Source organism: Phaeobacter sp. JH20_29 (genome assembly GCF_048056175.1).
Lineage (GTDB): Bacteria > Pseudomonadota > Alphaproteobacteria > Rhodobacterales > Rhodobacteraceae > Phaeobacter > Phaeobacter bryozoorum.
In genome coordinates, this window is the sequence record NZ_JAYMWO010000009.1 from 90259 (window position 1) to 103914 (window position 13656).

Sequence of the window (13656 nt, forward strand, 5' to 3'; positions counted from 1 at the left end):
CTGTTTCAGAATGACTTGAGGCGCGCTAACCTCGCGACATGACTTATCAACTCTATATCGGTGATCGCAAGTATTCCAGCTGGTCGTTGCGCGGCTGGCTGATGCTGGAAAAATTCAACCTGCCTCATGAGGTCTCGCTGGTCGAGATGTTCTCGGGCACCATGGCGGAGAAGATGGCGGCACTGGCCCCGGCACGGCTGCTGCCGACGCTGCAATTGCCGGATGGCACGGTGATTGGTGAAACCGTCGCCATCGCCGAAACGCTGGCGGAACGGCACCCGGAGGCTGGCATGTGGCCGCAGGATCCGCGCCAGCGGGCAACGGCACGCTGGCTGGTGGCCGAGATGGCCTCGGGCTTTGGTGCGCTGCGCAGCGCCTGCCCGATGCAATTGGCACATATCTATCAGGGGTTTGAACCCTCTGACGCGGTGCTGGCAGATCTCAAGCGGATTGAAACACTGTTCGCCCATGCACGCGAAGTGTCCGGCAGCAAGGATGGCTGGCTGTTTGGCAGCTATTCCATCGCGGATGCGTTCTATGCGCCAGTGGCGGCTCGCATCGTCGGCTTTGATCTGCCTGTTTCGCAGGAGATGCGCGCCTATTGCCACGTCACCCTCTCCGACCCGGTGCTGCGCCTCTGGCAGGACCGCATTGACGAAGTGAGCTATGCCACCGATCCCTACCCGATTGATCTGCCGCGCAAACCCTGGCAGCTGAGCTGACCTCACTGTCCCCGGCATCGCCCCGGCGTCCCCGGCATCAGGGTGAATAAAACGTAAAACCGCAGCGGCATCGCCGGTGCGTTAACGACTCCGAAACCACGTTGGCCAAGCATCTCTCCCCACCCACAGCGGAAAGGGGAGAGATGATTTCGCGCGCCTATACCGTTGCGTTTCAAGGCGTCGAGGCCCGCCCGGTCGAGGTGCAATGTGCGGTCGCCCCAGGTCTGCCGGCTTTCTCCATCGTCGGCCTGCCGGATAAGGCAGTCAGCGAGGCCCGCGAGCGGGTCCGATCGGCGCTGGCGACGATGTCGATTGCCCTGCCCTCGCGCCGGATCACCGTAAACCTGTCGCCTGCCGATCTGCCCAAGGAGGGCAGCCATTTTGATCTGCCGATCGCGCTGGCGCTGCTGGCGGCGATTGGGATCATCCCGCCCGAGGCGGCCTCTGAGACCATTGCCCTGGGCGAGCTGTCGCTGGATGGCAATCTGGTGCCGGTGGTGGGTGCCCTGCCTGCCGCCATGGCCGCCGCCAGCGAAGGACGGCGGCTGCTCTGCCCGAAGGCCTCGGGTGCGGAGGCGGCCTGGGTCAGCGATGCGACGGTGATCGCGGCGGGCGGTCTGGCGGATGTGGTGGCGCATTTCACCGGGCAGATGGTGATCCCCCCCGCCGCCCCCGGCGAGGTGATTGATCCCCCTGCGGGGAAGGATCTGCGCGATGTGAAGGGGCAGGAACGGGCCAAGCGCGCGCTGGAGATTGCCGCGGCCGGTCGGCATCATCTCTATATGGTCGGCGCGCCGGGATCGGGGAAATCCATGCTGGCGGCGCGGCTGCCCTCGATCCTGCCGCCGCTAAGCGCGGCCGAAGCACTGGAGACCTCAATGATCCAGTCGCTTTGCGGGTTGATCGACGAAGGCGGCATTCGGCGCAGCCGCCCCTACCGCGAGCCGCATCACACCGCCTCGATGGCGGCCATTGTCGGGGGCGGGCGCAGGGCGCAGCCGGGCGAGATCAGCCTGGCGCATAATGGTGTGCTGTTTCTTGATGAGCTGCCGGAATTCAGCCGGGCAGTGCTGGAGACGCTGCGCCAGCCGTTGGAAACCGGCCATGTGAATGTGGCACGTGCAAATGCCCATGTCAGCTACCCGAGTCGGTTCATGCTGGTGGCGGCGGCCAACCCCTGCAAATGTGGCGCGCTCAGCGATGCCAATCGCGCCTGTGCAAGGGCGCCGCAGTGTTCGGCGGATTATCTCGGCCGTATCTCCGGGCCGCTGATGGACCGGTTCGATCTGCGGGTGGATGTGCCGCCGGTCGGCTTTGCCGATCTGGACCTGCCGGGTGATGGCGAAACCTCGGCGGAGGTGGCCATGCGGGTTGCCATCGCGCGGGAGGTCCAGGCCAGCCGCTACCGCCAACATCCCCAGCTGCGGCAGAATGCCGATGCCGAGGGTCAGCTGCTGGAGGAGGTGGCGACGCCCGACAGCGAAGGTCGGTCCCTGTTGTTGCAGGCGGCGGACCGGTTCGGGCTGACCGCGCGTGGCTATCACCGGGTGCTGCGCATCGCCCGCACCATCGCCGATCTGGATGGGGCGCCGGATGTCCGCCGCCCCCATATCGCCGAAGCGATCAGTTTTCGGATTGCCGCCTGAGGTGTGTTCTCACGCGAGAGCTCAGAGCTTGGCTTCGATCGCCTGCCAGATCTTCTCGGCGATATTGACGCCGTCGAAGCGTTCCAGCTCCTGAATGCCGGTCGGCGAGGTCACGTTGATCTCGGTCAGGTAGTCGCCGATCACGTCGATGCCGACAAAGACCTGCCCTTTTTCGCGCAGCAATGGCCCGATGGCGGCGCAGATTTCGCGGTCGCGGTCGGTCAGGCCGATTTTCTCCGGCCGGCCGCCGACATGCATGTTGGAACGGGTTTCCCCCGCCGCAGGCACCCGGTTGATTGCGCCGACGGCTTCGCCATCGACCAGGATCACCCGTTTGTCGCCATTGCTCACATCCGGCAGGAATTTCTGCACGATCAGCGGCTCGCGGCTGAAGCCGGTGAACAGCTCATGCAGCGAGGTCAGGTTGCGGTCGTCGCGGTCCAGCCGGAACACGCCGGCACCGCCGTTGCCGTAGAGCGGCTTCAGAATGATATCGCCATGTTTTTCCTTGAACGCCTTGATCGTCTCAAGATCGCGGGCAATGGCGGTGGGCGGCGTCAGCTCCGGGAAATCCAGAACCAGCAGTTTCTCCGGGTAGTTACGCACCCAGAAGGGATCATTGACCACCAGCGTCTGACCCTTCAGCCGGTCCAACAGATGGGTCGAGGTGATATAGTGCATGTCAAAGGGCGGATCCTGCCGCAGCCAGACCACGTCAAAGTCGCTCAGGTCGACTTCGCGGCGCGGACCCAGCTCCGCCGGGTGTCCGGCCACGCGCTGAACGGTCATATCATGGCCGCGCGCGGTGATGCGACCCTCCTGATAGGCCAGCTGGTCGGGGCCATAGAAAAACAGGCTATGCCCGCGCGCCTGCGCTTCCTCAGCCAGGCGAAAACTGCTGTCGGCATTGATATCAACGTCGGTGATCGGGTCCATTTGAAAGGCGATTTTCATAATGTCAGTCCCTCATGACATGGGCAAAATGACATGGGCAAACCGCCCACGCCGAATACATGACCCAGCTTGGCGACAGGTTCAATGGCAGAGACGCTCAACCCTGACCATAGGCGTTTTCCATTACCTCAACCCTGCCGGTTCCATCAACCACCGCCACATCCAGCCGCGACTCGGTCAGCTGCCCGGCAGGTTCGCCGGCCAGAAACCCGGCGGCGCTGGTCATCATGCGCTGCATCTGGGTGCTGTTGATGCGGGCGATCGCCTCATCGCGGCTGACGCTGTGCTTGACCTCGACAAAGACCACCATCGCCCCAAGCCGCAGGATCAGGTCGATTTCGGCGCCACCGCCGCGCCAGCGGCGCGCCGCGACCGTGTATCCCCCGCGTTCATAGAACCGGGCGACCAGCTCTTCCGCGGCGTATCCAGCGTGATGGGACCTAGATCCACGCAGCCCGCGCGCAGAGGGCCGTCCGGGCGGGGTATCTGCCCGCCCGGCCATGCTCAGCCTGCGTCCTTGGCCATGTCGAGCGCCAGTTGATAGATCTTGCGGCGCGGCAGATTGTGCATTTCGGCAACGATGGAGGCGGCGTCTTTCACGGAGTTGTCCTTTAGGGCGGCGCGCAGATCGCTGTCGAGATCGCCATCGCTGACACTGGCGCCGCGCGCACGGTCCACCAGAACCACAATTTCGCCTTTCACCGGGGATTGTTCCAGCCCTTCGGCGAGGGTCAGCAGGGTATCGCGGCGCACCTCCTCGAATTTCTTGGTGATTTCACGGCAGAGCGCCGCCGACCGGTCGCCCAATACGCCCGCCATGTCGCGCAGCGAGGCAGCAATCCGCTTGGGCGATTCGTAAAACACCAGCGTGCCGGGGACGGCGGCCAGCTCCTCCAGCCGTTTGCATCTTGCGCCACTGGCGTTGGGCAGAAAGCCTGCAAAGAAAAACGCATCCGTTGGCAGTCCGGCCAATGTCAGCGCCGCCAGCGCCGCAGAGGCGCCGGGCGCAACCGTGACCAGATGCCCGGCCTCGGCGGCGGCGCGGCTGAGATCATAGCCCGGATCGGCAATAAGCGGCATACCCGCCTCGGAGGCATAGGCCACGGACTGCCCCGCCTCCAGCGCCGCCAGAAGCCGTCCGCGCGCACCAGCGCCGCTGTGATCGTGATAGGCCACGATCTGCCGCCCATTGAGCGGAACACCGTGGATTTCCATCAGCTTACGCAGAGAACGGGTGTCCTCGGCGGCGATCATGTCGGCGGAGGCCAGCACGTCAAGCGCCCGCAAAGTGATGTCGCGCGCGGTGCCGATGGGCGTCGCGACGAAGTAGAGCCCGCATGGCAAATGGACGATCTTGTGATTCACGCTGGACCCGCCTTGTTGGTCGTTTATGATCCCTCAGGTACCAACACGGCGTACGCCGCCGGACAAGGGAGTTTCAAGTCCATTATGTTTGCTGTTTTTCAACACGCCCGCAAGGCGGCACTGGCCGCTGCAACCGTTGTTTCGACGCTGGCACTGGCCGCCTGTGACACCTTGCCGACTGGCAGCGGGCCGTCGATCAACACGACCAAACCCGTTCCGGTCGCCCTGTTGGTTCCGCGTGGCTCGGCGCAGCCCGGTGACGCGCTTCTGGCCAAGAGCCTTGAAAACGCTGCCCGCATGGCGATCGCCGATCTCAACGGGGCGCAGATCGACCTGCGGATCTATGACACCGCCGGCGTGCCGCAGCAGGCCGCAACCGCAGCAACCACCGCGATCAACGATGGCGCGCGGATCATCCTAGGGCCGGTCTATGCCGAGGCCGCAAATGCCGCAGGTCTGGTCGCCGCACAGCGCAACGTCAATGTGCTGGCGTTTTCCAACAACACCGCCATTGCCGGCGGCAATGTCTTCATCCTCGGGCCGACCTTTGACAATACCGCGCGACGCCTGACCAGCTATGCCAGCCGTCAGGGCAAGGGCAATATGGTGATCGTCAGCGGCAGTGACCCCGCAGGTCAGGCCGGCCGCGTGGCGATCGAACGCGCCGCCGCCGGGACCGGGGCAAATATCAACGGCTCCGTCAGCTATGAGCTGTCGCAGCAGGGCGTGATCAACGCGATCCCGACGATCCGGTCAACCGTCGCCAACAGCGGCGCGCAGTCGGTGTTCCTGACGGCAAATACCGCAGGCGCCCTGCCCCTGCTGACGCAGCTGATGCCCGAAGCCGGTGTCGATCCTGCGGTAACGCAGTATATCGGCCTCACCCGCTGGGATATCCCGGCGCAGACGCTGGCCCTGCCGGGTGTGCAGGGTGGCTGGTTCGCAATGCCCGACACCAACCGGTCGCAGCAGTTCCGCAGCCGCTATCAGGCCAGCTATGGCGCCGCGCCGCATCCGATCGGTGGTCTGGCCTATGATGGGATTGCCGCAATCGGTGCGCTGGTGAGTGCCGGCAAATCCGACGCGCTGACCGGCGCGGCACTGACCCGTGGCAATGGGTTCCAGGGCACCGGCGGCATCTTCCGCCTGCGCCCCGATGGCACCAATGAACGCGGCCTTGCGGTTGCGACAATCCAAGAACAGAAGGTTGTGGTTATTGACCCAGCTCCCAGCAGCTTCGCCGGTGCCGGATTCTGATCCAGCACTGCCGGACACCGTCCATCTGCCACCCTTGCTGGGGCCGCTGATCTGCGACCCCGGCAAAATTTTTGACGCCGTTGCCGTGCGCGCCGCCATCTCCGCCCTGTCGCGGGATTGCTCGGCGGCGGAGCTGCGCGCTGGCGTTGTGAAAATCCTGCGCGAGGCCAATCTGGCCGGGCGCGCCGCCATCGCCGAGGCCTTTGCCGAGGAACCCTTTGCGGCGCGGGCGCTGACCCGGTCTTATGTCTATCTGACCGATGGGCTGGTTACTGCCGCCTATTTCACCGCCACCAGTCTGCTGCATCCGCTGGCCAACCCGACCCAGGGCGAGCGGATCGCGGTGATTGCCGTTGGCGGCTATGGCCGCGGTGAAATGGCACCGCAGTCCGATGTGGATCTGCTGTTCCTCACCCCCTACAAGATCACCGCCTGGGCCGAGAGCGCGATTGAATCGATGCTCTATATCCTGTGGGATCTGCGCCTGAAGGTGGGCCATTCGAGCCGCACCATCCGTGACTGCATCCGTCTGGGGGGCGAGGATTTCACCATTCGCACCGCCATGCTGGAACAGCGGTTTCTGGATGGCGATGCCGGGCTGGCGGCTGATCTGGATCGGCGGCTCAATGCGGAGCTGTTTTCCAAGGACGCCCGCGATTTCGTCGAGGCCAAGCTGGCCGAGCGCGATGCGCGCCACCTGAAACAGGGCGAACGCTATGTGGTGGAACCCAACGTCAAGGAAGGCAAAGGCGGGCTGCGCGACCTGCAATCGCTCTATTGGATCGCCAAATACCTGTACCAGGTGCAGGATGTCGCCGAACTGGTGCCGATGGGGCTGTTCAGCCCGGAAGAGCTGGATTCCTTTGCCAAGGCGGAGAATTTCCTCTGGGCGGTGCGGGCGCATCTGCATCTGCTGACCAAACGCGCCACCGAGCAGCTGAGTTTCGACCTACAGGTCGAGGTCGCCGCCCGTATGGGCTATGAGGATCGGGCTGGTCGCCGCGCCGTCGAGGTCTTCATGCAGGAGTATTTCCGCCACGCCACCAAGGTGGGTGACGTGACCCGGATCTTTCTCACCAAACTGGAAGCCACCCATCAGAAGAGCGAGCCGCTGCTGGAGCGGATTTTCCGCCGTCGCCCGAGGGTCAAACCCGGCTATGTGGTGGTGCACAACCGGCTGGATGTCTCTGATCCCGAAGCCTTTTGCGCGGATAAGCTGAACTTGTTGCGGATCTTTGAGGAGGCGCTGCGGACGGGGATGCTGATCCACCCGGATGCCATGCGGCTGGTCACTGCCAGCCTGCATCTGGTCGACGACGAGATGCGCAACGACAAGGAAGCGCGGCGGATTTTTCTGGATCTGCTGCTGAAACACGGCAACCCGGAACGCGCGCTGCGGCGGATGAACGAACTGGGGGTGCTCAGCGCCTTTGTGCCCGAATTCGAGCCGATCGTGGCTATGATGCAGTTCAATATGTATCACTCCTACACAGTGGATGAGCACACCATTCAGGTGATCTCCAACTTTGCCGCCATCGAGCGGGGCGAGCTGGAGGACGAGCTGCCGCTGTCCTCCACCGTGATCCGCAAGGGGGTCAATCGCAAGGTGCTGATGGTCGCCATGCTGCTGCATGATATCGGCAAGGGGCGCGAGCAGGATCATTCGATCCTGGGGGCACAGATTGCCCGGCGTGTGGCGCCCCGACTTGGTCTCAACAAAAGCGAAAGCGAAACCGTTGAATGGCTGGTGCGCTATCACCTGCTGATGTCGGATATGGCGCAGAAACGCGATATTGCCGATCCGCGCACGGTGCGCGGCTTTGCCAAGGCGGTAAAGACGATCAAGCGGCTGGACCTGCTGCTGCTGCTGACGGTCTGCGACATTCGCGGCGTCGGGCCGGATACCTGGAACAACTGGAAGGCCGCGCTGCTGCGGGCGCTTTATAACCAGACCCGCGAGGCGCTGGAGAATGGCGTAGAGGCGCTGAACCGCGCCCATCGCGGCACCGAGGCCAAGAAGGCCCTGCGCGCCGCCCTGCCCGACTGGCCCAAGGCCGATCTGAAGATCGAGACCGCCCGCCACTATGACCCCTACTGGCAGGGCTTGCATGTGACGGCCCATATTGATTTTGCCGAGATGCTGCGCGAACTGACCGATCTGGACGACCCGGGTGGGGTGATCATCCGCCTGCACCCCGATGAGGATCGCGACGCCACCCGCGCCTGTTTCTCGATGGCCGATCACCCCGGCATCTTTGCCCGGATTGCCGGCGCGCTGGCACTGGTGGGCGCGAATGTGGTGGATGCGCGGTCCTATACCACCAAGGACGGCTATGTGACGGATGCCTTCTGGATCCAGGATTCCGAAGGTCACCCCTATGAGGCCGCCCGGCTGCCGCGTCTGCGCGAGATGATCCACAAGACCCTGAAGGGCGAGGTGATCACCGGCGAGGCGCTGAAATCGCGCGACAAGATCAAGAAGCGCGAGCGGGCGTTTAACGTGCCGACGCATATCACCTTTGATAATGATGGCTCGGAGATCTACACGATCATCGAGGTCGACACCCGCGACCGCCCCGGTCTGCTCTATGATCTGGCGCGCACACTGGCGGGGGCCAATATCTATATCGCCAATGCGATCATCGCGACCTATGGCGAGCAGGTGGTCGATGCGTTTTATGTGAAGGATATGTTCGGGTTGAAATACTACTCCGAATCCAAACAGAAATCGCTGGAGGCCAAGCTGCGCAACGCCATCGCCGAAGGGGCAAAGCGGGCCGGATCATGAAGCCGATCAAACTGCTGTCGGGCTTTCTCACCGTCGGATTCTGGACGCTGGCAAGCCGCATCCTGGGGTTTCTGCGTGAAATCCTGATCACCGCCTATATCGGGCCGGGTCCGTTGATGGATGCCTTTGTGGCCGCTTTCCGGCTGCCGAACATGTTCCGCCGCTTCTTTGCCGAGGGCGCGTTCAACGCGGCTTTTGTGCCGATGTTTGCCAAGCGACTGGAGAGCGGCGAGGATCCGCAGGGGTTTGCGCAGGAGGCGTTTAACCTGCTGGCGGTGACCGTGCTGCTGCTGGTGGGGATTGGCATGGTGTTCATGCCGGCCCTGGTCTGGGCCACGGCTGGCGGTTTTGTCGGCGATGCGCGGTTTGATCTGGCGGTGGGCTACGGGCAGATCGTCTTTCCCTATATTCTGTTCATGTCGCTGGCGGCGCTGTTTTCCGGCGTACTGAATGCCACCGGTCGGTTTGCGGCGGCGGCGGCGGCGCCTGTCTTGCTCAATATCTTTGCCTGCGCGGCCATGGTGGCGGGCGCGGTGCTGGGGGGCGAGGTGATCACCTGGCTGGTCTGGACCATTCCGGTTGCAGGGGTTGCACAGCTGGCGCTGGTGTGGATCGCCGCCAGCCGGACCGGTATCCGCCTGCGCCCCGGCCTGCCGCGCTGGACCCCGCGCATGAAGAAGCTCGTCCGTGTGGCGCTGCCGGCAGCGCTGGCGATGGGGGTCACGCAGATCAATCTGGTGGTCGGCCAGCAGGTGGCCTCTGACATTGAAAACGCGGTGAGCTGGCTGTTTGTGGCAGATCGCCTCTATCAGCTGCCGCTGGGGGTGGTGGGGATTGCGATTGGCATCGTGCTGCTACCGGATCTGTCGCGCCGTCTGCGGGCGGGGGACGATGCGGGCGGGCGCGATGCGTTTTCCCGTGCCGGGGAATTTTCGCTATTGCTGACCCTGCCCTCGACTGCGGCGTTTCTGGCGGTGCCTGTTGTGCTGGTGTCGGTCCTTTATGAGCGTGGCGCCACCGGGGCCGAGGATGTGGCCGCCATTGCGCTGGCGGTGGCGATCTATGGCGCGGGCCTGCCGGCATTTGTGCTGCAAAAGGTGCTGCAACCGCTGTTCTTTGCCCGCGAGGACACCCGCTCGCCATTTCGCTATGCGCTGGTGGCGATGGTCATCAATGCCGCTCTTGCCTTTGGTCTGAAACCCTATCTGGGCTGGATCGCCCCCGCCATCGCGGCGACGGTGGCGGGCTGGGCGATGGTCGCCTGCCTGTGGCTGGGGGCCCGCCGTATGGGAGAGGTCGCGCGCTTCGATCAGCGCTTCTATGACCGGAGCCTGCGCATCCTGGCGGCCTCCGCCATCATGGGGCTGGCGCTATTCGGCGTGGTACAGAGCTTTGGCTGGCTGTTCTACCTGCCCAGCTGGCGCTACCTCGCACTGCTGGGTCTGATCGTGCTGGGCGCGGTGGTCTATTTCGGCGTCGGCCAGATCATCGGGGCGGTGCGCCTCGGCGACCTGAAACGCTCCGTCCGCCGGGGCGGCGACACGGGGTGACGGGGGAGACGGGGGAGACGGGGGTGCGGCCGGTGCGTCGGTAGCCCCGCCAAGTTGGGTTCTGGCAGAGGTTCGTGTTGCTGCGCATCGCGCTGATTGGTGAGATGCGCGGCAAGAGAGCTGGGCAGAGGGGCCATCGCAACCGGCGCTGCACTCATCCGGATCAGATCTGCTCCGGGACAACGCCGCCGCTCCTGAGGGTAATTTCGGCGGCGGCCTTGGACACCGCTGCGCCGAACTGTGCAACATGCGCGTCATCAAACCTGATGCTTGGGCCTGAAATTGACACACCGGCACAGGGTTTGCCGAATTCATCAAAGATCGCGCTGCCGATGCACGACATGCCTTCGTAGCGCTCTTCGCTGTCAAAGGACCAGCCACGCGCGCGGATCTGCGCAAGATCCTCGAACAGGGATTTCGGGCTGGTATGGGTATTGGCCGTGAATTGCTGCAGGCCCGCTTTTGTCAGCAACTGGGTGACTTTCTCTTCTGACAGCTGTGACAGAATGGCCTTACCGGTGCCGGAGGCATGCATGGCCGTGCGCGTGCTCGGCGGGAAGAACGCGCGGATCGGATTATGTGTTTCGACCTGCCCGATAAAGACAACCTCCGCGGCGGCGGGCACCGCCAGATTCGCAGTCTCCCCGGTCTGCTCCATAAGCAGCTGCATGACGGGGCGCCCGATCTCGGCAAGGTTTCGACGTTTCAGAAAGGACGAGCCGGTGCGAAAGGCCTCGATCCCTATGAGCCAGTCCTGGCGGTCTTCATCGAAGGTGACGAAGTTGTGCTTTTGCAGGGTCATCAGAATGCGATGGGTCGTGGCTGTGGGAACGCCGACGGTCAACGACAAATCCGTCAGCGTCAGACGATCCGCGCGTGCAATGGCTGTCAGCACACCAAGGGCACGATCCAAAGACTGAAGCGTGCCTGCACTGCTTTCGGTGAATTGTGACTTCGGTCTGCCACGGGACCGTTTCTGTTTTTGCATCGTCATTCCTGGCTCATACCTCGCGATGCTTCAAAGGTATCGAAGTGAAAAATATTTTCAAGATGAACAGGGGTCGGGATATGAAAAATGTAAAATTCATCAATATCAGTGGTTAAGTGAATATTATTCAATAATGAAAATCTTTTTCAAGAAAATTGCAGCACGTCTTCGAACTGGTAATATTAACTTACCAAAGCGGAGAATCGAGTGATGTCAGATCAAAATCCAGTCTTTATTCCAGGCCCCACCAACATTCCCGAGAGGCTCTTGTCGGCGATGCATGTTCAGACGCGGGACCACCGCGCTCCGGATTTTGTCAGCACGTTTGCACCGGTTCTGGAGGGCACAAAGAAAGTGTTTGGTTCGACGAATGGCAAGATCATCACCTTTCCCGCAAGCGGGACCGGTGGCTGGGAGGCCTCTGTCACAAATACCCTCAGCCCCGGCGATACGGTTCTCGTGGCGCGCTACGGCATGTTCAGCCACCGCTGGATCGACCTGTGCCAGCGTCATGGTCTGGATGTTCAGATTATCGAATGCGCCTGGGGTAGCGGTGCGCCCGCCGAGAAATTCGAAGCCGTGCTGAGCGCAGACAAGGACCATAAGATCAAGGCCGTTCTGGTCACCCACAACGAGACAGCGACCGGCGTGCGGTCGGACATCGCGGGCGTTCGCAAGGCGATGGACGCCGCCAGCCACCCGGCGATGCTGTTTGTGGATTGCGTCAGCTCGCTGGCGTCGATGGAGTTCCGCTTTGACGATTGGGGCGTGGATATCGCGGTATCCGGGTCGCAGAAGGGCTTCATGCTGGCCACCGGCATGGCCATCCTGTGTGTCAGCCCCAAAGCGCTGGACGCAATGGCAACCGCCACATTGCCCCGTACCTTCTTTGATTTCCGCGACATGATGGCGGCCAACGCCTCAGGCGGATTTCCCTATACGCCGCCGTTGCAGCTGATTTACGGCATGGGCGAAAGCCTGAAGATGCTTTTTGAAGAAGGGCTGGAGAACGTTTACGCCCGCCACTTCCGGCTGGCGGAAGGCGTGCGCCGCGCGGTTCAGGCATGGGGGCTGAAGCTGGTCGCCCAATCGCCCGAGCTCTACTCGGACACGGTGAGCGCGATCTATGTGCCAGAGGGGTTCGACAGCAATGCGCTGACCGAGCACGCCTTTGACGCCTACGGCGTGTCCTTCGGGATTGGGCTCGGCGAGATGAACGGCAAGGCCTTTCGCATCGGCCATCTGGGCAGCCTGACCGACGTCATGGTTCTGTCCGGTCTTGCCACCATAGAGATGGCGATGGCCGATCTCGATTATCCGGTCCAACTCGGCAGCGGGGTGACTGCCGCACAGGAGTATTTCCGCAGCACCCATGCAACCGCAGCCAAAGCGGCCGCGTGATGAAGGATATCCAACCCATGTATATCCCCACCTACGAGGACATGCTGGCCGCGCATGAGCGGATCAAGCCACATATCCGCCGTACACCGGTGCGGACGTCGGATTACCTGAACGAGATCGCCGGGTGCGACCTGTTTTTCAAGTGCGAGAACTTTCAGGAGCCGGGTGCTTTCAAAGTGCGCGGTGCCTCGAACGCCGTATTCGGCCTTGATGATGACCAGGCGGCAAAGGGTGTTGCGACGCATTCCTCGGGCAACCATGCTTCCTGCCTGAGCTATGCGGCGATGTTGCGGGGTATCCCGTGCAATGTGGTCATGCCGCACACCGCGCCACAGGCCAAGAAAGACACGGTGCGCCGCTACGGCGGCAAGATCACCGAATGTGAGCCCTCTACCACCTCGCGCGAGGAGACCTTTGCCAAAGTGCAAAGCGAAACCGGCGGTGACTTCGTGCACCCCTATAACGACCCGCGCGTCATCGCTGGCCAGGGGACCTGCTCGAAGGAATTCATGGAACAGACCGGTGGCCTCGATATGGTTGTGGCCCCGATCGGTGGCGGCGGCATGATTTCGGGAACCTGCCTGACCCTGTCGACACTTGCGCCGGAAACCAAGGTGATCGCGGCCGAACCCGAACAGGCCGACGATGCGTTTCGCAGCTTCAAGGCCGGATATATCATTGCCGATGACGCACCCAAGACCATTGCGGACGGGCTGCTGGTGCCGCTCAAGGACCTGACCTGGCACTTCGTTTCGACCCATGTGTCCGAGATTTACACAGCCTCCGAGCACGACATCATTGATGCGATGAAGCTGGCCTGGAAGCACCTGCGGGTGGTCATGGAGCCATCATCGGCGGTTTCGCTCGCAACGGTTCTCAAGAACCCGGAGGCCTTCAGGGGCAAGCGCGTCGGCCTGATCATAACCGGTGGCAATGTCGACCTCGACAAGCTGCCCTGGCTGACCGCCGCCTGATCTCAATCATC

General features: G+C 62.9%; 11 protein-coding genes. 7 read left to right on the forward strand and 4 right to left on the reverse strand.

Annotated elements, in window-relative coordinates:
* The first annotated feature begins 38 nt into the window (after positions 1-38).
* Complete coding sequence (locus VWZ85_RS06550; protein ID WP_416587480.1) at positions 39-722, forward strand: glutathione S-transferase; 684 nt, start codon at positions 39-41, stop codon at positions 720-722.
* 143 nt (positions 723-865) lie between these two features.
* Positions 866-2368 carry a YifB family Mg chelatase-like AAA ATPase gene (locus VWZ85_RS06555; RefSeq protein WP_416587482.1) on the forward strand — a complete coding sequence of 501 codons (1503 nt, stop codon included), beginning with the start codon at positions 866-868 and terminating at the stop codon, positions 2366-2368.
* 21 nt (positions 2369-2389) lie between these two features.
* Here VWZ85_RS06555 and gshB read toward each other — a convergent pair whose 3' ends face one another.
* The 3 genes from gshB to rsmI form a co-directional block, all read right to left on the reverse strand.
* Entirely contained in the window at positions 2390-3322 is a 933-nt protein-coding gene (gene gshB, locus VWZ85_RS06560; RefSeq protein WP_340547332.1) for a glutathione synthase, read from the reverse strand.
* A gap of 97 nt (positions 3323-3419) precedes the next feature.
* Complete coding sequence (locus VWZ85_RS06565) at positions 3420-3776, reverse strand: YraN family protein (protein WP_340547531.1); 357 nt, start codon at positions 3774-3776, stop codon at positions 3420-3422.
* A gap of 50 nt (positions 3777-3826) precedes the next feature.
* Positions 3827-4687, reverse strand: coding sequence for a 16S rRNA (cytidine(1402)-2'-O)-methyltransferase (gene rsmI / locus VWZ85_RS06570; RefSeq protein ID WP_416587483.1), 861 nt, complete (start codon positions 4685-4687; stop codon positions 3827-3829).
* Positions 4688-4771: 84 nt separating this feature from the next.
* On the opposite strand from rsmI, the gene VWZ85_RS06575 reads away from it, so the two are divergent.
* The 3 genes from VWZ85_RS06575 to murJ are packed head-to-tail and all read left to right on the forward strand — an operon-like array spanning position 4772 to position 10282.
* Positions 4772-5944, forward strand: coding sequence for a penicillin-binding protein activator (locus VWZ85_RS06575; protein ID WP_416587484.1), 1173 nt, complete (start codon positions 4772-4774; stop codon positions 5942-5944).
* Positions 5904-8732, forward strand: a complete 2829-nt coding sequence (locus VWZ85_RS06580; RefSeq protein WP_416587486.1) for a [protein-PII] uridylyltransferase — start codon at positions 5904-5906, stop codon at positions 8730-8732. Before VWZ85_RS06575 ends, VWZ85_RS06580 begins: the two co-directional genes overlap by 41 nt.
* On the forward strand, positions 8729-10282 hold the full coding sequence (gene murJ / locus VWZ85_RS06585) for a murein biosynthesis integral membrane protein MurJ (protein WP_416542927.1): 1554 nt from the start codon (positions 8729-8731) through the stop codon (positions 10280-10282). The genes VWZ85_RS06580 and murJ overlap by 4 nt, the downstream gene beginning before the upstream one ends.
* Positions 10283-10445: 163 nt before the next feature.
* Here murJ and bhcR read toward each other — a convergent pair whose 3' ends face one another.
* The gene (gene bhcR, locus VWZ85_RS06590; protein ID WP_416587487.1) at positions 10446-11270 is read right to left on the reverse strand and encodes an HTH-type transcriptional regulator BhcR; all 825 of its coding nucleotides are present in this window, start codon (positions 11268-11270) and stop codon (positions 10446-10448) included.
* A 210-nt stretch (positions 11271-11480) separates the two neighbouring features.
* Here bhcR and bhcA point away from each other — a divergent pair, with 210 nt between their 5' ends.
* Both bhcA and bhcB read left to right on the forward strand, forming a co-directional pair.
* Positions 11481-12671 carry an L-aspartate--glyoxylate aminotransferase BhcA gene (gene bhcA / locus VWZ85_RS06595; protein WP_340547338.1) on the forward strand — a complete coding sequence of 397 codons (1191 nt, stop codon included), beginning with the start codon at positions 11481-11483 and terminating at the stop codon, positions 12669-12671.
* A complete protein-coding gene (gene bhcB, locus VWZ85_RS06600; RefSeq protein WP_416539961.1) occupies positions 12671-13645 on the forward strand; it encodes a beta-hydroxyaspartate dehydratase BhcB in 975 nt (324 codons plus the stop codon). Before bhcA ends, bhcB begins: the two co-directional genes overlap by 1 nt.
* Positions 13646-13656 lie beyond the last annotated feature (11 nt).